Source organism: Colwellia echini (assembly GCF_002843355.2).
Lineage (GTDB): Bacteria > Pseudomonadota > Gammaproteobacteria > Enterobacterales > Alteromonadaceae > Colwellia > Colwellia echini.
In genome coordinates this window covers 161,751-181,550 of record NZ_PJAI02000007.1, presented here as the reverse complement: position 1 = coordinate 181,550, position 19,800 = coordinate 161,751, and the positions used below count along the sequence as shown (strand labels likewise).

At 39.2% G+C, this 19,800-nt stretch carries 18 protein-coding genes; 3 read left to right on the top strand and 15 right to left on the bottom strand.

Annotation, left to right across the window (positions count from 1 at the left end):
• The first annotated feature begins 26 nt into the window (after positions 1-26).
• Positions 27-1,202 carry a threonine-phosphate decarboxylase gene (locus CWS31_RS08485; protein WP_101342933.1) on the top strand — a complete coding sequence of 392 codons (1,176 nt, stop codon included), beginning with the start codon at positions 27-29 and terminating at the stop codon, positions 1,200-1,202.
• Positions 1,203-1,327: 125 nt separating this feature from the next.
• Here the strand turns inward: CWS31_RS08485 and CWS31_RS08480 are convergent, their stop codons facing one another.
• The 10 genes from CWS31_RS08480 to trmJ all read right to left on the bottom strand — a co-directional run bounded on the left by CWS31_RS08480 (position 1,328) and on the right by trmJ (position 11,502).
• Positions 1,328-3,424, bottom strand: coding sequence for a hypothetical protein (locus CWS31_RS08480; RefSeq protein WP_101342932.1), 2,097 nt, complete (start codon positions 3,422-3,424; stop codon positions 1,328-1,330).
• A gap of 311 nt (positions 3,425-3,735) precedes the next feature.
• Positions 3,736-4,074 (bottom strand): ISC system 2Fe-2S type ferredoxin, encoded by a 339-nt coding sequence (fdx, locus tag CWS31_RS08475; RefSeq protein WP_101342931.1) that lies wholly within the window; start codon positions 4,072-4,074, stop codon positions 3,736-3,738.
• 44 nt (positions 4,075-4,118) lie between these two features.
• On the bottom strand, positions 4,119-5,981 hold the full coding sequence (gene hscA, locus CWS31_RS08470) for a Fe-S protein assembly chaperone HscA (RefSeq protein ID WP_101342930.1): 1,863 nt from the start codon (positions 5,979-5,981) through the stop codon (positions 4,119-4,121).
• Between the two features lie 190 nt (positions 5,982-6,171).
• Positions 6,172-6,699: a co-chaperone HscB gene (hscB, locus tag CWS31_RS08465; protein WP_101342929.1), complete on the bottom strand. Its 528-nt coding sequence runs from the start codon at positions 6,697-6,699 to the stop codon at positions 6,172-6,174.
• Positions 6,700-6,854: 155 nt separating this feature from the next.
• Positions 6,855-7,178, bottom strand: a complete 324-nt coding sequence (iscA, locus tag CWS31_RS08460) for an iron-sulfur cluster assembly protein IscA (protein WP_101342928.1) — start codon at positions 7,176-7,178, stop codon at positions 6,855-6,857.
• Between the two features lie 11 nt (positions 7,179-7,189).
• Positions 7,190-7,573 carry a Fe-S cluster assembly scaffold IscU gene (gene iscU / locus CWS31_RS08455; RefSeq protein ID WP_101342927.1) on the bottom strand — a complete coding sequence of 128 codons (384 nt, stop codon included), beginning with the start codon at positions 7,571-7,573 and terminating at the stop codon, positions 7,190-7,192.
• Positions 7,574-7,685: 112 nt separating this feature from the next.
• Positions 7,686-8,900: an IscS subfamily cysteine desulfurase gene (locus tag CWS31_RS08450; RefSeq protein ID WP_101342926.1), complete on the bottom strand. Its 1,215-nt coding sequence runs from the start codon at positions 8,898-8,900 to the stop codon at positions 7,686-7,688.
• A 49-nt stretch (positions 8,901-8,949) separates the two neighbouring features.
• Entirely contained in the window at positions 8,950-9,456 is a 507-nt protein-coding gene (iscR, locus tag CWS31_RS08445; RefSeq protein ID WP_101342925.1) for a Fe-S cluster assembly transcriptional regulator IscR, read from the bottom strand.
• A 367-nt stretch (positions 9,457-9,823) separates the two neighbouring features.
• A complete protein-coding gene (gene cysE / locus CWS31_RS08440; RefSeq protein ID WP_101342924.1) occupies positions 9,824-10,633 on the bottom strand; it encodes a serine O-acetyltransferase in 810 nt (269 codons plus the stop codon).
• Between the two features lie 59 nt (positions 10,634-10,692).
• The gene (gene trmJ / locus CWS31_RS08435; protein WP_101342923.1) at positions 10,693-11,502 is read right to left on the bottom strand and encodes a tRNA (cytosine(32)/uridine(32)-2'-O)-methyltransferase TrmJ; all 810 of its coding nucleotides are present in this window, start codon (positions 11,500-11,502) and stop codon (positions 10,693-10,695) included.
• Between the two features lie 442 nt (positions 11,503-11,944).
• Here trmJ and suhB point away from each other — a divergent pair, with 442 nt between their 5' ends.
• Positions 11,945-12,748 (top strand): inositol-1-monophosphatase, encoded by an 804-nt coding sequence (gene suhB / locus CWS31_RS08430; protein WP_101342922.1) that lies wholly within the window; start codon positions 11,945-11,947, stop codon positions 12,746-12,748.
• A 128-nt stretch (positions 12,749-12,876) separates the two neighbouring features.
• Positions 12,877-13,668 carry a uroporphyrinogen-III C-methyltransferase gene (gene cobA, locus CWS31_RS08425; protein WP_101342921.1) on the top strand — a complete coding sequence of 264 codons (792 nt, stop codon included), beginning with the start codon at positions 12,877-12,879 and terminating at the stop codon, positions 13,666-13,668.
• A gap of 133 nt (positions 13,669-13,801) precedes the next feature.
• Here the strand turns inward: cobA and CWS31_RS08420 are convergent, their stop codons facing one another.
• The 5 genes from CWS31_RS08420 to yajC all read right to left on the bottom strand — a co-directional run bounded on the left by CWS31_RS08420 (position 13,802) and on the right by yajC (position 19,673).
• Positions 13,802-15,247, bottom strand: coding sequence for a DEAD/DEAH box helicase (locus tag CWS31_RS08420; RefSeq protein ID WP_101342920.1), 1,446 nt, complete (start codon positions 15,245-15,247; stop codon positions 13,802-13,804).
• A 188-nt stretch (positions 15,248-15,435) separates the two neighbouring features.
• Complete coding sequence (locus CWS31_RS08415) at positions 15,436-16,044, bottom strand: MarC family protein (protein WP_101342919.1); 609 nt, start codon at positions 16,042-16,044, stop codon at positions 15,436-15,438.
• 319 nt (positions 16,045-16,363) lie between these two features.
• Positions 16,364-17,311 carry a protein translocase subunit SecF gene (gene secF / locus CWS31_RS08410; protein WP_101342918.1) on the bottom strand — a complete coding sequence of 316 codons (948 nt, stop codon included), beginning with the start codon at positions 17,309-17,311 and terminating at the stop codon, positions 16,364-16,366.
• A gap of 20 nt (positions 17,312-17,331) precedes the next feature.
• Positions 17,332-19,179 (bottom strand): protein translocase subunit SecD, encoded by a 1,848-nt coding sequence (secD, locus tag CWS31_RS08405; RefSeq protein WP_101342917.1) that lies wholly within the window; start codon positions 19,177-19,179, stop codon positions 17,332-17,334.
• 158 nt (positions 19,180-19,337) lie between these two features.
• Positions 19,338-19,673, bottom strand: coding sequence for a preprotein translocase subunit YajC (yajC, locus tag CWS31_RS08400; protein ID WP_101342916.1), 336 nt, complete (start codon positions 19,671-19,673; stop codon positions 19,338-19,340).
• Positions 19,674-19,800 lie beyond the last annotated feature (127 nt).

Genomic DNA, 19,800 nt, shown 5'->3' with positions numbered 1-19,800 from the left:
CTGAACACAGGAACAATAGGAAGATAATGGCTTTAATCCATGGCGGTCAGCTACAACAAGTTGCGCAACAATATAGTATCCCGTTTCACGACTGGCTTGATGTATCTACGGGGATCGCGCCAACGAGCTACCCTATTCCGCAAATTCCTTCTCATGTTTGGCAACAATTACCGCAGTATAATCCTGATTTAATTGCCGCCGCGAAACACTATTATCAATGTGAGTCGGTAATGGTTACTAATGGTAGTCAGGCAATTATCAAAGCCCTGCCAGATTTATATCGTCAAAAAAAATGTTCGGAAAATTCTCAAGTTGGTCATGTTTATTTACCAGAGCGCGGCTACAAAGAGCACGGACAAGCATGGCAAGATGCAGGTTATCAGTTACATTTTTATCAAGATAATTTACCTGAACTAAGCAGTTTAACAGCCAATTGTGTTTTGGTGATCATCAACCCTAACAACCCAACAGGCTATTTTTTTGAAAAAGCGGTTATTGATAAATATAAGGCTAAATTACAGCAACTTAATGGCTTGTTAGTACTTGATGAAGCCTTTATGGATGTTATGCCAGAGCATACTGCTAACATCATTAACATTACTAATAATGCTGATGTTCATGCTGAGACAAGCGAAGGCAAAAGCTACACGCCAAGTCAAAGTTCCCTAGAAAGCCAAGAGCAAAGCCAAGAGCAAAGCCAAAGTGATCATTGTTTAATATTACGTTCATTTGGTAAGTTTTTTGGTTTAGCGGGTATTCGCATTGGTTTTTTAATTGCGAACCAACAATGGTGTGACACCTTTAAAGCCTTGCTTGGCCCTTGGCAAATTAACGGCCCTGCGCAAGTTATTGCTCAACACGCATTACAAGATAGCTTGTGGCAAGCTAAGCAACGCGAAACTTTACACAACTTAAGAGTTGCCCAAGAGTTAATACTTAAAAGCTCATTTTCGACTGATATTTTACGAGATATAAACGGCTGTGATTTATTTCTCACCCTGAGTTTTAATCAGCCATGTAATGAACCATGTAATGTACAGAGTATTGCCAAACAGTTGTATCACCTACTTTGCCAGCAAGGCGTTTATTGCCGTTTGAGTGATGAACAAGACACCCTAAGGTTTGGTATTACCACGCAAGAATACCTTCCTCGCTTGGTGGAAGCCTGCAAACGCGCTTGCCAAGAACTGGCTAAATTGTAAAAAAATTAACCACACTTACAAAATATGCATGATCAATAACGGCTTACTTGATAGCAAGTAAGCCGTTATTTGGTATCATAAAATTTAATAGAGAAGTCTCAATTTACTGAGCCTCACCTTATAGGTTATTTACCTACAGCAGGCCCGATTAACGGCGTACTTATTGGTTTAGCCAAGCCGAAGAAAACCACAGTGGTGTTAGCGGCAAAACGAGTAGACAGCGCCTCTTCCGGCACTTCACTAAAGCCAATATCAGTTTCGTTCCAACTGTTAGCAACCCAAACATTTCCTGCAGGATCGAGAGCTATACCAGTAATGGTTTGTAAACCGCCGAAGTAGCCACCCGCTGGTGAAATAGGATCGCCAGTTTTAAGTCCCGCCGGACAGTTTTCAGTGCGAACGCCACATAAGTGAGTGATGGTATGGCTCATTGAATTTGAAACCCAAACATTGTCGTTGCCGTCAATGGAAACACCCCAAGCACCGTTCATGCTATTGCCAGCACTAAAAGGTCCCATAATAGTGCCGTCAGCGCGGATCATCGACACATCGCCACCAGGGTATTCATCAGCGATATCCCATAAATCGATCCAACCTTTAGCTGCGCGTTCTTCGTCTGACATAGACTCAGTGTAGTTCGCAATTTTTGCATCAAATTTTTGTTTAATGAACGCCAATTTTTCCCTTAAACCAGGATGACCTATTGAGTTAGCGACCCAAGCATTACCTTGGCTATCAATTGCAATGGCGTGCGGAGCGTATCCGACCTCGAACTCAACGGCGTTGCTCGGATTGTTAGCAGGAAAACGGGTTACCGTGTTAGTGCCACTGTTAGTGATCCAAATTTGCTCTTTCTGATCGATGGCGATACCAAAAGGTTCCTTAACTGCAAGAGTTCCATGTTCAGGTTTTCCGTCTACGCTTTTGCCGAGAATACGTCCTTTCGAAGCGTCTCCCTCAGGCATATGAACAATTTGACTGTGCCCGTGATCAACTGCCCATACGTCGCCTTTTGGAGTTACAATAATGCCTTGCATTTGACCTAGTTTTCCGCCGAAGTCGTAGCCGGTTTCTGGCGAAAGTGGTTTACCGTTGTTGCGATCAAATACAGAAATGTTACTACCTATTAAGCTAGTTACCCAAACTTTGTCATCGTCAGAAATGGCAATACCCCACCCCGCACTGTCAACACCACCGCCTAGATAACCAGTGATAGGTGGCGACAACGGACGACCGTTCGGTGCAAATTTCGAGATGCCGCTACCGAATTGATCAAATATAGTGGTTTGTGCGCCAAGCATGAAATTGTTGTTCGACCACATGTTACCCTCGCCGTCGATAGCTATGCCGCCAACGCCTGAATAACCGCCACCCGAATAAACCAACGACAAAGTCCATGAGCTAGGAGCAAAAGTAAGATATGGAAGGTGAACTACATCGCGATACCGCTTACCTTCAGGCACAGGGTAGAAATCATTCAGGAGCCTAAATAGTTTGTCTGCATTATGTGACGAATTTCGAGCAATATTCTGCGCCGCAGATAGGGTGTTGGTTGGCACGATTCCGTTCGGTGAAGTCGTTGCTGCAAAAAGCTTGTTACACGCATTTGGTATTGCAGTAACACAAGCTGATAACAAAAGACCAAGCGTATTCATTTTGGCCAATGAAGTAGTTTGAGGGCCGTTCAACGGATTAATAATAACTGAGCCCAAACCGCCAGTTTCGATATCCACCAAATTTGGCACATTACCAGCGGCGATCTTTAAGCCCAGTACATTGCCACTTAATGCGTTACCTTTCAGGAACTGCGCACTCGTCCATGCAGAGGCGACTGTGGTAAGTTCGTTAATCGTAATTTGATCTGGTAATTCATCGCCTAGAATAGTCATCAAGGTAGTCGCGGAATTTGACATATTCCCCGCTCGCGATTTTGAATCGAGCGCTACACCCCCCTCAGCAATGAGGTAAAGTACGCCATCGTTGTGTTTATCGCTAGCAGCCGTTAAGTCAAAGGTGCCTTGTTCTGTTGTTTTAGTTTGTGCAAGTTTCTTTGGCGCGCCTGAAGTAGCGAGCCAAAGGCTTACGTTAGCTTTGGCTATAGGTACACCATTTGCTTCAACACGCCCTTCAACGCTATCGTCGGCAGAAGCCGAAATAGGTATAAATATGGAGGTTAAAAATAAGGTAGCACAGAGTAAGGTTTTACGAGCTTCATTTCTCATCAGACGATTTTCCTTTTAAATTTACTATCTATAACTAATTGGAGTGTTTTGTTTTATGCGGTCAAAATTTTTACAACTGGTAACCTAATTTTCTCATATAACTTGCTAATATAACACGTTAAATAAGCATGTAACGCTTTACTCAGGACATAGTAACAGTTAATTAAAATAAGCTAAAAATGAGTAATAAACAACTGCTTTTTACCAGTATAAATTCTTGTTTGAATACTTTAGATAAAAAAAGCCATTAACATTTTCATGTTAATGGCTTTCTTAATAATCATCTAAAGTTAAATAGCAGCTGAAATCAATTAATGGTTTTCAGATACCATGTTTACCGTGTACTTAGGAATATCAACTACTAAGTCTTCGTTACCAACAATTGACTGGCAGCTAAGACGTGATTCTGGCTCTAAACCCCATGCTTTATCAAGCATGTCTTCTTCTAGCTCATCACCTTCTTCAATCGAGTCAAAACCTTCACGAATAATAACGTGACAGGTAGTACAAGCACATACTTTTTCACAGGCGTGCTCTATTCCGATATCATTTCTTAACGCAACATTAAGTACGCTTTCGCCAGCTTCTGCTTCAACAACTGCGCCGTCTGGACATAATTCTTCGTTTGGTAAAAATATAATTTTTGGCATTTTATTAATTCTCTGCTTGCGAGGCTTTCGCCGAACATAATTATTTAAATCTTGTCAACTGCTTGGCCTGCAAGGGCTTTGCTTATTGAGCTGTCCATGCGACGTTCAGCAAATATGTCTGTACTATCGCTTATTTCTTTAAGAGCGACTTCAATCGCTTTAATATCATCACCTTGGCTTACATCGCTAAGTGATTGAATAGTTTTTTCAATGGCTTGTATTTCTTCATTGTTCAGTAAATAACTATCCGCAACTAATGCTGCTTGAACTGATTCAATAACACGTGCCGCTTCTACTTGTTGCTCTTTTAACATACGTGCTTGCATGTCTTCAGCAGCATTGCTCATTGAGTCTTTTATCATTTGACTGATTTGATTATCATCAAGTCCAAATGATGGTTTTACTTCAATGCTTGATTCAACACCTGTTGATTTTTCCATTGCTGACACAGAGAGTAAACCATCAGCATCAACTTTGAAAGTTACACGAATATGAGCAGCACCTGCGGTCATTGGCGGAATACCGCGTAATTCAAAACGTGCAAGTGAGCGACAATCATCAACTAATTCACGCTCACCTTGTAATACGTGCACAGCCATAGCTGTTTGACCGTCTTTAAAGGTAGTAAATTCTTGCGCTTTAGCCACTGGTATTGTGGTGTTACGCGAAATAACTTTTTCAACTAAACCGCCCATAGTTTCTAAGCCAAGGGATAATGGAATAACATCAAGTAATAACATGTCACTATCAGGTTTATTGCCCGCTAAAATATCGGCTTGAATAGCTGCGCCAATTGCCACTACTTTATCAGGGTCGATAGATGTTAACGGTGTTTTATTGAAGTATTTTTCTACTTCACTGCGCACTAAAGGTACACGTGTAGAGCCACCAACCATTACCGTTTCAATCACTTCATCAATAGTGATGCCAGCATCTTTTAAGGTACGACGACACGCACGTAAAGTTTTATTCACCAATGCGCCAATAAGTTCGTTGAACTTAGCTTTAGTTAAGCTTTGTGTCCACGAAGTATCGTTTTCTAGGCTAAGGGTAATGTCAACTTGGTCGTTGTCTGTTAACTGCTCTTTAGCAGCACAGGCTTGTTGCATTAATTGACGTTCTAATGAGGTTGATAATGGTCTAACTAGGCCTGCTTGCTCAATTATATAGTCAACTAAAACCACATCAAAATCATCACCACCTAATGCTGAATCACCACCGGTTGCGAGTACTTCAAAAACACCTTTGTTTAAACGTAGAATTGAAATATCAAACGTACCGCCACCAAGGTCATATACCGCGATAACGCCCTCTTGACCTGAATCAAGTCCGTAAGCTACTGCGGCAGCGGTTGGCTCATTCAATAAACGTAACACATTTACGCCTGCAAGTTTTGCTGCGTCTTTAGTGCTTTGACGTTGTGCATCATCAAAATGCGCAGGTACGGTAATAACCACGCCAGTTAACTCGCCACCTAAAGCGGCTTGCGCTCTTAAGTTTAACGTTTTTAATATTTGTGCTGAAACTTGTACTGGATTAACCGCACCTTGTCGGGTGGTTATTTCTGGGTGATTTTCATCACCACAAAAATCATAAGGTAACGACGGATATTTACTTCGAATATCAGCTAAAGAACGACCAATTAAGCGCTTTGCTGAGGTTATAGTATTTTCAGGGTCGGTTACGCTTAATGCTTGCGCATCATGTCCTACGAGAATACTTTCAGTTTGATAACTCACAACTGAAGGTAATATGTCACGACCTTGTTCATCAATCAACGTACGCGGGTTTCCGCTTTGCACACTGGCGATCAATGAGTTGGTTGTACCCAAGTCGATGCCTGCTGCTAATCTGTGTTCATGAGGAACGGTACTTTGACCGGGTTCTGCAATTTGTAATAAAGCCATGATTAAACTCAGTTTTTTATTTCAGTATGATTCAGTATTTAGTTCTGTAATTTAGTTCTGTAATTTAGTTCGGTAATCTACTTCAGTATTTTCAGTTCAGTTCAGAAATCTAGTTCAGTGATTTCATTTTCAAAAAGTCGAGATTAATTTTGTATTGACTCGCTTTTAACACTTTGTATTAACAGATAAATTAATCATCAAACAAGCTTTCTTCGAGACGCTCCATTTCAACATTCAGTTTTTGATAGAACTTTAATTTACGCAAATTATCGCATGCAGCACTATTTGATGCCTCAGTATTTTCAATAATTTCAGCTCTCATCGCTTGAGAAAGTTCTAAATATTCACTTGAAAAAACACGCTGTGCCTCAAGTAACGCTTGATCAATATCACTTGCATGTTTGATATCTTCAAGCATTTCACGCAATTCCATTTGATGCATTAAAAAACTGGTATCGCCAAAAGTATGTTGCTCGTTTGGCATATCAACACCACGCTCTTTAAGGATATATTCAGCACGCAACAAAGGATTTTTTAATGTTTGATAAGCATCGTTAATGTGTGCAGATTTTTGCACCGCAATACGTTGGTCTTGTTCAGAGGCGTGAGCAAACTTGTCAGGATGTACAGACTTTTGCAAGGTTTGGTAACTAGAAGAAAGTTGCTGTAAGTCGATATCAAAGGAAGCTTCAATACCAAATTGTTGGAAGTAATTCAAAATGAATCTTCTCTAATTTAATAGGAAAAAATACATTTGCTGTTTAGCTCAACGCTGTTTTATTCAGTTTCTAGGAAGAAGCGCGGAGTTGACGCTAGTCAATGAGCACTTCTAACAACGAAACTGTTTAAAACAACAAAGAGATAAAAAGCAAATTAAACGTTGAACGACTCACCACATCCACATTCGCCTTTGGCGTTAGGATTGGTGAACTTAAAACCTTCGTTCAGGCCTTCTTTAGTAAAGTCGAGCTGAATACCATCAAGATAAACCAAGCTTTTCGCGTCGATAATGATATTAACGTCATCAATAGAAAACATTTCATCATCTTCGTTAAGGTCATCTACAAATTCAAGCACATAGGCTAAACCTGAACAACCAGTGGTTTTAATACCCAAGCGAAGCCCAAGTCCTTTGCCACGGTTTTGCATGAATGATTTAACTCGTTCAGCTGCTGCAGGTGTCATGGTTACAGACATTGGTTTCTCCGTTATTTACCTTGTTTAGTCTTATAATCTTCAATTGCCGCTTTAATGGCATCTTCAGCCAAAATAGAACAATGAATTTTTACTGGTGGTAATGCTAACTCTTCAGCAATATCAGTGTTTTTAATAGCGCCAGCTTCGTCAATTGACTTGCCTTTAACCCACTCTGTTACTAATGAACTAGAAGCAATTGCAGAGCCACAACCGTAAGTTTTGAATTTAGCATCTTCAATGATACCTTCAGCAGAAATCTTAAGTTGTAACTTCATTACGTCACCACATGCTGGTGCGCCAACCATACCAGTTGCTACTGATGGGTCGTTTTTATCAAGTGAACCTACGTTACGTGGGTTCTCATAATGGTCTAGTACTTTTTCGCTGTAAGCCATGTTACTCTCCTAGCTTGTGCCAAATAATGTTCAGGAAAATCCTGACAGGACTTATTTGACACTAAATGTAATTAAAATAATGAGTTCTACTGAGTATTACGTTACGTAAAACTTAGTGAGCCGCCCATTCAATCGAATCTAAATCGATACCGTCTTGGAACATTTCCCAAAGTGGCGACATGTCACGTAAATGACCAATTGCGCCTTTAATTAGGTTAATTGCATAATCAACTTCTTCAGTTGTAGTGAAGCGACCAAAGCTGAAACGAATTGAGCTATGCGCCATTTCATCATTTAAGCCTAAAGCACGAAGCACATAAGACGGTTCTAAACTTGCTGAAGTACAAGCACTACCTGAAGATACTGCTAAGTCTTTTAATGCCATGATAAGTGATTCACCTTCAACAAAGTTGAAGCTCACATTTAAGTTACCTGGGTAACGTTTATCAGCATCGCCATTAATGAATACTTGTTCCATTGCATTTACGCCAGCCCATAAACGGTCGCGCATTGCAGTAACGTGTGCAAGATCTTGTGCCATTTCAGCTTTAGCTAAACGACACGCTTCACCCATACCAACAATTTGGTGTGTAGCTAACGTACCAGAGCGCATACCACGCTCATGTCCGCCACCGTGTGTTTGTGCTTCTAAACGAATACGCGGCTTACGGCTAACGTATAACGCGCCAATACCTTTAGGGCCATACATTTTGTGTGCTGAAATTGACATTAGATCAACTTTCATTACTTGCATGTCGATATTAATTTTACCGGCACTTTGTGCTGCATCTACATGGAAAACAATTTTACGTGCACGACACATTTCGCCAATTTCACTGATGTCTTGAATAACACCAATTTCATTGTTTACATGCATGATGCTAACTAAAACAGTGTCATCACGCATTGCGTCGTTTAATTTGTTTAGGTCAATTAAACCATTTTCTTCAGGATCAAGATAAGTAACTTCAAAACCTTGACGCTCTAATTCACGACATGTATCTAAAACTGCTTTGTGCTCAGTTTTACAAGTAATGATATGCTTACCTTTCTTCTTATAGAAGTTAGCAGCGCCTTTAATGGCTAAGTTGTTTGATTCTGTAGCGCCCGAAGTGAAAACAATTTCACGTGGGTCAGCATTAATCAATTCAGCAATTTGGTTACGCGCGATATCAACAGCTTCTTCAGCTTGCCAACCAAACTTATGTGAACGTGATGCAGGGTTACCAAAGTGACCTTCGTTGGTCATGTATTGCATCATTTTTTCTGCAACACGTTTGTCTACTGGTGTAGTAGCTGAATAATCAAAATATATAGGAAGCTTCATTAGCTAACTCTCTCCGATAATAAATCTTTAATACGTATCGACAGGTTATTTACCAGTCGCTCGTTACACTTTTAGTTGCTATTAATGTCTCTAAGGCTATGCTTTTAGTCGCATTGAATTGTTTGTGATCTTGGCGCTTAGATACGTCTTGCACATCACGCTTATTCACTAGCTCTGATAAGGTGATATTTTGCAAAAATTCTTCAATTCGATTACTTAACCCTTCCCAAAGCGAATGAGTTAAGCATTGTTCACTGTCTTGGCAATTACCTTTGCCTGAGCATTTGGTCGCGTCGACACTTTCATTAACAGCTGCAATAACATCTGCAACCGCTATTTGCGCAGAACATCTTCCTAAGCGATAACCGCCACCCGGACCACGAACACTAGTGACGAGTCCTTCTTTTCTCAATCGAGAGAAAAGTTGCTCTAAATAAGACAAGGATATGCCTTGACGTTCTGAAATGTCAGCCAAAGAAACAGGTCCAGATACGGCATGAATAGTGACATCTAACATGGCAGTAACTGCGTAACGACCTTTAGAAGTAAGTTTCATAATCTGCTCTCAAACACTGGATTGTGTACTCAAAACGTTAGTTAATATGAATTTAGTAGGACAGCTAAATTTAAATTATTAATCAACAACACATCATGGCGAAATATTTAACAAAACACTTAGTTTTATTTTATTGCGTTTGCGATGAACAATTGTTGGCTGCGCATTTTACATAACCCTACAAATTAGTCAAATTAATAACCTAGTAATTTACTCAAGTATTATACACCATTTAAAATAAGGCTAAAAGCAATAGTTGACTAAATTAGTCAACTATTGCTTAACATATTAAATTCAAAGCAGTTATTGTATGCAACTGTTAGAGTCTTTGCCTAACAACCTGGCAGTCTTTTCCGAGGAGTACGTGCTATATTTCAGGGTCGAAACTTGCTACTTTACTTTCACGACGTTTTGCTGCTGCTTTTTCATCTTCATCAAACTCACCCACGCTCAACTCAGGTAAGTTTTGCGAGCAAACATCACCGCCTAAAGTATTCACTTCTTTACAAAGTTCACTGACTTTAGCGTCCATTAAATGCATATGATCTAATAAACGACCGATTGCTTTAGCAACAGGATCGGGGTTGTCATTAGAAACACCATAGGCATCAAAACCATATTTTTTAGCAACAGCTTCTCGTTGTTGTGTTTCATCATTGTTCTTTTTATTGGTGATAATTCTAGCTGGAATGCCTACCGCAGTTGCATCAGCAGGTAAATCTTTAACTACAACCGAGTTAGAACCAACTTTACCGCCCTTTCCAATTGTGATTGGCCCTAACACTTGTGCGCCTGCGCCTACCACTACGTTATCTTCTAAGGTTGGATGTCGCTTACCTGGTTTCCAGCTAGTACCACCCAAAGTAACACCTTGGTAAAGTGTTACGTCGTCACCTATTTCAGCCGTACCACCAATTACTACGCCCATACCGTGATCAATAAAAAAGCGTCGGCCAATAGTTGCACCTGGATGAATTTCAATACCCGTTAACCAACGTGAAAAGGTAGAAAAAATACGCGCTAGCAACTTCCAATTAGCTTTCCATAATTTATGGCTAATACGGTGACACCAAATGGCGTGTAAACCTGGGTAATTTAGTAATACCTCTAAACTAGTGCGAGCGGCTGGGTCTCTATCAAAGACACTGTTGATATCTTCTTTGATACGGCTAAACATAAACTTATCCTTTCTTTGATTCTTAGAGCAGTTCTATTAATAATCTAAGCAAATATTGACTATGACTTGTCTTTACTTGATCTTTCCATTGAGGCAAAAATACCACGCATCATTTTAACTTCTTTTACGTCAGGGCGGGCACGGTTAAATAAACGTCTTATTTTTGTCATAACTAAACCAGGATGGTTTTCAACAATAAAGCCAGTCGATTTAAGCGCTTTTTCAAAATGCTCATAAAAACGTTCAGTTTCTTCAATTACCGGATAAAGTTCATCGTCTTCATTTTTTGGTTTAGCAATAGAATTACCGTTACCTGTACTACGCTCTTGATAGTTTTGATCATGGCTGAGTAAATAACTGGTGCGTACTTCATAACTTAATGTTTGTACGGCCATCGCTAAATTCAATGAACTGTAATCTGGGTTAGCTGGAATTTGTACATGAAAATGACACATTTGTAATTCTTCATTAGTCAAACCGCTATTTTCACGGCCAAACACTAAAGCTACCGGATACTCTTCAGCTTCAAGAATCATTTTCTCACCACAACCACGAGGTTCAAGCATCGGCCATGGTAGAGTACGTGAACGTGCACTTGTACCAACTACTAAACCACAGTCTTCAACGGCTTCTTCTAAAGTACTTACTACTTTAGCGTTGGCTAAAACATCAGTTGCGCCAGCAGCAAGTGCTTGTGCTTGACCATTTGGCATTTCAATTGGGTCAACTAGTATAAGTTGACTTAAACCCATAGTTTTCATCGCACGCGCTGCACTGCCGATATTACGACAATCAGAGGTATTAACTAACACTATTTTTACGCGGTCTAATAATGAACTTGAGCTTTTTTCTTGTTGAGAATCTGACATTTTCACTCTACTTAAATTTACGTTATTCGTATTGGTTATCGTATTTACCCGATCTTAATCGGCGTATTCTATCATAGATGATTCCCCCTGTGGCTAACAAAAGTACGGTAAATTACCTATTTATAGTGTGGTAAATTTATCCATTCTCATTTTTTGCCATATATATTAGAGGTAATGAATAAAACTGTTTATTTATTAAACATTATTTTAATTAGCCTATCGCTTAATAAAATTTTATTTGCTATAATTTGCGCGCTCGATTTTTCAATTATATATTTCGGTCTATGATCTTTATTAATTAGAGTTAATAATTAGAAGTTAATATTTACAAGTTAATTTCATTTGGTCTTTAATTAATTATCGATTTCAAACAATCACCAAGACAATGTTAGCTTGGGATTTATTGTTCTTTTAAAATTTATTTACAAATAGGTACACTATAATGCATCCAATGCTAAATATTGCCGTGCGCGCAGCGCGTACAGCCGGTAAAGTTATCGTTCGCTCTATGGAGCAACTTGATAAAGTTGAAGTTCAATCAAAAGGAACTAACGATTTCGTCACTAGCGTTGATCTTCTTTCTGAAGAAGCCATTATTGATACTATTCGTAAATCATACCCAGATCACACTATTATTGGCGAAGAATCTGGTGTTTTAAAAGGCAAAGACGATGATTACCAATGGATTGTTGATCCACTAGACGGTACATCTAACTTCGTTAAAGGCATTCCTCATTTTGCTGTTTCTATCGCATTAAAAGTAAAAGGCAAATTAGATCAAGCGGTTGTATTTGATCCTGTACGTGGTGAATTATTCACTGCAAGTCGTGGTAAAGGCGCACAATTAAACGGTTTTAGAATCCGTATTAGCAAAAATAAAGAACTTGCTGGCACTATTTTAGCAACAGGCTTCCCTTTCAAACAAAAACAACATACTGCTGCTTATATGGCAATGTTTAGCGCGTTATTCCAAAAAACGTCAGATATGCGCCGTGGCGGTTCAGCTGCACTTGATCTTGCTTATGTTGCTGCTGGGCGTGTAGATGGTTTCTTTGAGATTGGTTTAAAACCTTGGGATACAGCTGCAGGTGAATTATTAGTAATTGAAGCTGGTGGCTTAGTCACTGACTTTACTGGCGGTCATAACCACGCTCAATCAGGTAATATTGTTGCCGCAAACACACGTATTTTAAAAGATATTTTACAAGAAATTCGTCCTCATTTAGGCGATGCGCTTAGCAAGTAATATTGCTAAATCAACAATACCTATTTAGATATTTAAAAAAGGCGCTATCATTATTTTAAAGAAAATAATGTGGCGCCTTTTTTGCTTTAGGCACACCAAGCGGTTAAAAATACAAGTTAAGAGATCTCATGGAATATACGAATAAATTAAAACAGGCATTTATTGCTGGTGAAGTAGCTTTAGTTGGCGCAGGACCTGGAGATCCAGATTTACTGACTCTACAAGCTTACCGTTTTATTAAGCAAGCAGAAGTCGTTATTTACGACCGCTTAGTCAGTGCAGAAATAATGGCGCTATTACCAAGCGATTGTCAGCAAATATATGTTGGTAAAAAACAGGCAGACCATAGGGTTCCACAAGATGGCATCAACCAGTTATTAGTTGATTTTGCTCTGTTAGGTAAAAAGGTAGTTCGTTTAAAAGGTGGCGACCCTTTCGTATTTGGTAGAGGCTCTGAAGAAGCTCAATTTTTATTAAGTAACGGCATTGCTTGTCATATTGTTCCTGGAATGACCGCTGCTTCAGCCTGTACTAGCTATGCTGGAATTCCTTTGACGCACCGAAAAGTAGCAAGAAGTTGCACCTTTATAACTGGCAACGTGCAAGATAATGGTGCATTAGATTTACCATGGAATGCGTTAAGCGATAAAGAGCAAACTATTGTGTTTTATATGGGTATAAAAAGTTTACCTAGAATTATCGAAGAATTTATTAAAGCTGGCCGTGAGTTAGACACACCTGCGGCAGTAATTCGAAAAGGCACTCGCCAAGATCAAAAGGTGATCAAGGGTAATATCTCAAACTTAACTGAGTTAGTAACTAAACATAACATCACTCCGCCTAGCTTAATTGTCATAGGCGATGTCGTTGGCATATTCCCAAGCGAACAATTAACTAACCTAGGATATTTAGCACCTTAATTTATTGCGTTGATTTAACCTTGTAGATTTATTCCATGTGATAACAAAAAAGCCGATGATTAATAGAGTATCTATTGATCATCGGCTTTTTATGTATTTTACCCTAACGGCCCACTAACGAAGCCCTAACGAATTAGCGTCTCGGTCTACGAGGTTTAGGACCATCACCATTTTCAGGCTGTTTACGTCGTGCTTGATCATTCGGGGTTTTAGGCTTATTACCATTAGCATTTCTACCCGAACGTTGGCCATCTTTATGCTCAGCTTTACCGCGACCGCCGTTTCGATTGCTCCCCGCATTAGCGCTTTTGGCTTTTGGCGGTTTACCGTGTTTTAATGCTCTAATTGGACGCGAATCACCCAACTCATTTACAGGTATAAACTGCTCAATCACTTTACGTTCAATATGTTGTTGAATAACATGTTCAATGTCCCACAACTGTTCTAATTCATCAGCACAAACGAGTGATAATGCTTGTCCAGTATTGCCCGCACGCGCTGTACGACCAATACGATGCACATAATCTTCAGGAACATTTGGCAAGTCAAAGTTAACTACTTGTGGTAATAAATCAATATCAATACCACGCGCAGCAATATCTGTAGCTACCAATACCCTTACTGAGCCATCTTTAAACTCTGCAAGAGCTCTAGTACGTGCTCCTTGGCTTTTATTGCCATGAATAGCTGCTGCGGTAATTCCTTCAGCTTCAAGTTGTTTGGTTAGCTTGTTCGCGCCATGTTTGGTTTTAGTAAAAACTAGCGCTTGTTGCCAATTATTTTCTTGTATTAAGTGAATTAGCACATCAGCTTTGCGTTTTTTATCAACAGCGGTTAGCCATTGAGTTACTTTTTCAGCTGTTGAGTTTTCAGCATTCACTGAAATTTCTAATGGATTATTTACTAAGGTTTTAGCTAACGCACGAATATCTGGTGAAAAAGTTGCTGAAAATAATAAGTTTTGGCGAGTTTTAGGTAAAGCCGAAATCACTTTTTTGATATCACGAAGAAAACCCATGTCTAACATGCGATCTGCTTCATCTAAAATAAATACTTCAAGTTGACTAAATTTAACCGCATTTTGATTATATAAATCTAATAAGCGACCTGGCGTTGCTACAAGTACATCAACACCTTGGCGTAAACGCATCATTTGTGGGTTAATTTTAACGCCGCCAAATACAACCGTAGAGTGTAAGTTTAAATACTTACCGTACATTTCTATGCTTTCACTTATTTGTGCTGCTAATTCACGCGTTGGTGTAAGAATTAAGGCGCGCACATTGTTTGCTGATACTTTTCTACTCTTTTCGCTCGAAAGAAGTTGTAGTAACGGCAAAGTAAACCCCGCTGTTTTACCTGTACCAGTTTGTGCTGCTGCCATGACATCACGACCTGAAATAACCGCTGGGATAGCTTGTGCTTGAATAGGAGAAGGTTTGGTATAACCTTTGTCATTAACCGCTTTTAATATAGCGTCAGATAAGCCCAATTCTGAAAAATTTTCAGCAAAGGTCTCTTCAGGTAAGGCGATTTTTGCTGAGGTGTTATCTGCAGAGGTGTTAAGGTTATCACTCATAAATGCTCTCTTTAAAAAGATTATAAAATATCAAAAATACTGACCGGTCTTTGAAAAAGTGACAGCATGGAGGGGCGTGCAGCATACAGTAAGCATACTGCCAAGTCTATTAAGTTATCCTTTGCCCAGAAGCAATATTGATAAAATAAGTTAAGTTAAGTTGAGTTAAATAAGCTGAACCCAGGTAGTTACAAAGAAAAATAGGTTGTAATGCCTGATAGTACATTCGAAGTAGCTACCGAGGCGAGGATCAAGCCCATTACTCGACTAATAATACTTGCACCACTGCTACCAACAACTCGGTAAATCCAAGTAGCACTCAGTAATAATATAAAAACAACGCCTAAAACAGCTAACATCATGCCTGCTGTTAATGTTTGCTCAATAAGATTATAGCGACCGTTTTCGGTCATTAATACTGCTGCTAGCATAGCTCCTGGACTGGCGATAGATGGCACAGCCAGTGGGTAAATAGCGGTTTCATTACCACTAGTTGCTAACTTAATTTCGGTTTCAGGTTTACCATCACCAAAAATCATTGAAAGAGCAAAAAGAAACAGGACAATACCACCGGCAATTTGAAATGCAGGTAATGGAATGCCCATAGCATTTAGGATAACTTCACCCGCAACAACAAAAAACATTAAAATGGCTGTTGCAAAAAGAGTGGCCTTAATCGCAATCATTCGTTTTGTTCTTTCGTCAAATTGACGGGTTACAGCAATAAATACCGGCACTGTACCAATAGGATCTATGACTGCAAAGAAGAAAATAAAAATTGAAAGGTAATCAATCATAAGTAGGTTCCTTTCGGTAAGATGATGTTTATAGACGTTACAATAGATACCATTAGCTATAGAAGGCATTAACTATAGAGGAATAGTGCAGTGTTACTGCTGCAAAGTTAATGTTTAACGGCTAAATCAATAATATGGGTAATATTACCATTGAATGAGGTTATTTATACAGAGCTGAATATCACTACGCCAATAAACATTGTAACAATGAGTAATTATAGTTAGCGATTATAGTAATGAAAATAATAAAAAAACCGAATAACATTGGTTATTCGGTTTTTGTTAATAATATATTCAACGCAAAATTAAACGTCTACCGTTAAGGCATCATCGCTTCTTGATCTGCGCCTTCTTTTTCAATCACTTCTGGTATTAAATCTTCTTTCGAAATACCTAATGACAAAGCGACTAAACTTGCTACATAAATTGACGAGTAAGTACCAACAAACACACCAAATAATAATGCCGTAGCAAAACCGTGAATTAATGCACCACCTTGAAAGAATAAGGCTGCTAATACTAATAGCGTTGTAATTGAGGTAATAAAAGTACGGCTAAGCGTTTGTGTTAAAGAAATATTGATGATTTCTTCAGCGTTACTCTCACGTATCTTTCTAAAGTTTTCGCGAATACGGTCTGATACAACAATTGTATCATTAAGTGAGTAACCAATTACCGCTAATATCGCTGCTAATACCGTTAAGTCAAATTCTAGTTGTAAAACCGAGAATAAACCAAGTGTTAACAATACATCGTGAAATAACGCCACTACTGAGCCAACAGCAAAACGCCATTCAAAGCGAAATGCCACGTAAATCAAAATACAGATAAGTGCGGTTAACATAGCTAAACCGCCCTGCTCTGCTAATTCATCACCAACACTTGCACCAACAAACTCAATGCGGCGCATATCAACCGCGTCACCTGTTGCATTTTGTAATATATCAAGTACTTCGTTACCAAGCATTTCGGCTTTTACGTCATCACGTAAACCTAAACGAATGACAACATCACGGCTACTACCATAAAATTGTACTTTAGCGTCGTCAAAACCATTTTCGCTCATTACGCCACGAAGCATTTCTAAATCAGCAGCTTGTGGAAAACCCACCTCAATTAAGGTACCGCCGGTGAAGTCTAAACCAAAATTTAATTTGTTAGTCGCTAACGATACAACCGAGGCAATCATTAGTAATGCACTGAAAACCATGGCTATCTTACGATAACTCATAAAGTTGACAGTATTTTTTAATCGAAATAATTCCATAATGTTAAATCCTGTCTTAATTATATTGAGATTTTATCAAGGCGTTTACCACCCCAAACAACGTTAACTATACTGCGCGATACAACAACTGAGGTAAACATTGAGGTAAGAATACCGATTGATAATGTCACCGCAAAACCTTTAACAGGTCCAGTACCGATAGCGAATAAAATTAATGCCGCAATTAAGGTAGTGATATTGGCATCAACAATAGTTGAAATGGCAGCTTCATAACCTTGATGAATAGATTGTTGTATCGTTTTACCTTCACGTATTTCTTCACGAATACGCTCAAATATAAGTACGTTTGCATCAACCGCCATACCTACTGTTAATACGATACCCGCCATACCTGGTAGAGTTAAGGTGGCACCTGGGATCATAGACATGATACCAACGATTAATATTAAGTTAGCACCAAGCGCAAGGTTTGCAACTACGCCAAAAGCGCGGTAGTAAATCATCATAAAGATAAATACTAAACCAAATCCCATCATGATGGCTTCAAAACCAAGTCGTACGTTTTCAGCACCTAACGTTGGACCAACAGTACGCTCTTCAACAATGGTAATTGGCGCAATTAACGCGCCTGCACGTAATAATAAAGCAAGATTATGTGCTTCAGAAGCACTGCCTGCGCCAGTAATACGGAAGCTTTTACCTAATCGGGCTTGAATGGTAGCAACGGAGATTATCTCTTCAACTTTTTCAAAAATGATATTACCTTCAGCATCTTTACGGTCTGTGGCTTTGTATTCAATAAATACGGTTGCCATTGGTTGACCTATATTACTTTTGGTACCGCTAGACATTTTAGAGCCACCAGCGCTATCAAGAGAAATGTTTACTTCTGGGCGAGAGTACTCGTCAAAACCTGATTTAGCATCGGTAATATGATCACCGGTTAGCATCACACGTTTTTTCAATAGCGTAGGTTTACCGTCTTTGTCTGTTAATAAAATAGCATTTGCAGGTATACGACCATTTAAGGCTTGTGATAAGTCACCTTCGGTATCGACTAATCTGAATTCAATTGTTGCAGTCGCATTAAGAATTTCTTTTGCTTTAGCTGTGTCTTGAACACCGGGTAATTCGATAACAATATGTTTTTGACCTTGGCGTTGGACCAAAGGCTCAGCAACACCTAATTCATTAACACGATTACGAATAATAGTGATGTTTTGCTGTAAAGCGTATTCACGTACTTCTTTAAGTTTTTGATCAGTCATTTTCGCAGTTAGCGTTAACTTATCTTCATCAGTAGTTAACAATAAATCGCGATAGCGTTTTTTCAATAATGACTCACCAGCTTCTAAGTCTTCCACTTTGCGAAATATTACCTGCACAGCGTCTTTTGTTTCTTTAACACTGCGGTAGCGAATTTTTTCATTGCGTAAGTCGCCGCGAAAGTCACTTACCATACCTTCTTGAGCTTTATTGATAGCCGCTTGCATATTGACTTCCATCAAGAAGCTAACACCACCACTTAAATCTAAACCTAACTTCATTGGCGTACCGCCAATTGAGGCTAACCAATCAGGTGTATTAGGCGTTAAGTTTAAAGCAACTGAGAATTTATTACCTAAAGAGTCATCAAGAACGTCACGGGCTTTAAGCTGATCTTCAGTATTTTTAAAGCGCGTTAATACTTGTCCGTTTTCTAAAGCAATACTGTCAAAAGTCAGGTTGTTTTGTTGTAATTGTGCTTTGATGGTATCAAGCGTAGCAGCATTAGCTTCAACGCCACGTAATCCAGATACTTGCACTGCAGGTGCTTCACCATATATGTTTGGTAATGCATAGAGCGCACCTAAAGCGACAATCATTGCCACCATTAGTGTTTTCCATAAAGGGTATTTGTTTAACACAATCTTTCCTTTTTTAGTATTTATTCGATAAAAATAATGACTGTAGTGTTTAAGCTCGAAGGCAGTTGTTACAGTAGCAAAAAGGGAACACGGAGTTGACGAACGTCAATGAGTATTTCCGATGGCGCTACAGTAACAAGTGGCAAAGAGATTAAGTGCTACAGAGACTTCATTGTGCCTTTAGGTAAAACGGCACTAATTGCGCCTTTTTGTACTGTAACTTCAGTACCTTCGCTAATGCTAACAACGATAAAGTCTTTCTCATCAGATACTTTAACGATTTTGCCAACGATGCCGCCTTGCGTTAATACTTCATCGCCTTTAGCTAATGAAGACATTAAACCTTTATGTTCTTTTACGCGCTTGGCTTGTGGACGATAAATCATGAAGTAAAATACTAAACCGAAAACGGCTAACATGATCATCATTTCAAAACCGCCACCTGCTGGTGCTGGAGCTGCTGCGGCATGTGCATTACTGATAAATAAACTCATTTTTATTCCTCTGGGTATTGTTAGTTAATAGTTCGTCACTTTATTGTTAGTTCATTAAATTTATGTGTCTTGGGTACTCATTGACTAACGTCAACTCCGTGCCCTCTCCTGTAAATTTAAAGATCTA

Excerpts from the sequence above, each read along its gene's own strand:
- secF (WP_101342918.1), bottom strand. The coding sequence starts at position 17,311 with ATGGAATTATTTCGATTAAAAAATACTGTCAACTTTATGAGTTATCGT.
- iscU (WP_101342927.1), bottom strand. The coding sequence starts at position 7,573 with ATGGCTTACAGCGAAAAAGTACTAGACCATTATGAGAACCCACGTAAC.
- suhB (WP_101342922.1), top strand. The coding sequence starts at position 11,945 with ATGCATCCAATGCTAAATATTGCCGTGCGCGCAGCGCGTACAGCCGGT.
- CWS31_RS08480 (WP_101342932.1), bottom strand. The coding sequence starts at position 3,424 with ATGAGAAATGAAGCTCGTAAAACCTTACTCTGTGCTACCTTATTTTTA.
- fdx (WP_101342931.1), bottom strand. The coding sequence starts at position 4,074 with ATGCCAAAAATTATATTTTTACCAAACGAAGAATTATGTCCAGACGGC.
- CWS31_RS08450 (WP_101342926.1), bottom strand. The coding sequence starts at position 8,900 with ATGAAGCTTCCTATATATTTTGATTATTCAGCTACTACACCAGTAGAC.
- cysE (WP_101342924.1), bottom strand. The coding sequence starts at position 10,633 with ATGTTTAGCCGTATCAAAGAAGATATCAACAGTGTCTTTGATAGAGAC.
- CWS31_RS08420 (WP_101342920.1), bottom strand. The coding sequence starts at position 15,247 with ATGAGTGATAACCTTAACACCTCTGCAGATAACACCTCAGCAAAAATC.
- trmJ (WP_101342923.1), bottom strand. The coding sequence starts at position 11,502 with ATGTCAGATTCTCAACAAGAAAAAAGCTCAAGTTCATTATTAGACCGC.
- CWS31_RS08485 (WP_101342933.1), top strand. The coding sequence starts at position 27 with ATGGCTTTAATCCATGGCGGTCAGCTACAACAAGTTGCGCAACAATAT.
- iscR (WP_101342925.1), bottom strand. The coding sequence starts at position 9,456 with ATGAAACTTACTTCTAAAGGTCGTTACGCAGTTACTGCCATGTTAGAT.
- yajC (WP_101342916.1), bottom strand. The coding sequence starts at position 19,673 with ATGAGTTTATTTATCAGTAATGCACATGCCGCAGCAGCTCCAGCACCA.
- hscA (WP_101342930.1), bottom strand. The coding sequence starts at position 5,981 with ATGGCTTTATTACAAATTGCAGAACCCGGTCAAAGTACCGTTCCTCAT.
- cobA (WP_101342921.1), top strand. The coding sequence starts at position 12,877 with ATGGAATATACGAATAAATTAAAACAGGCATTTATTGCTGGTGAAGTA.
- CWS31_RS08415 (WP_101342919.1), bottom strand. The coding sequence starts at position 16,044 with ATGATTGATTACCTTTCAATTTTTATTTTCTTCTTTGCAGTCATAGAT.
- iscA (WP_101342928.1), bottom strand. The coding sequence starts at position 7,178 with ATGTCTGTAACCATGACACCTGCAGCAGCTGAACGAGTTAAATCATTC.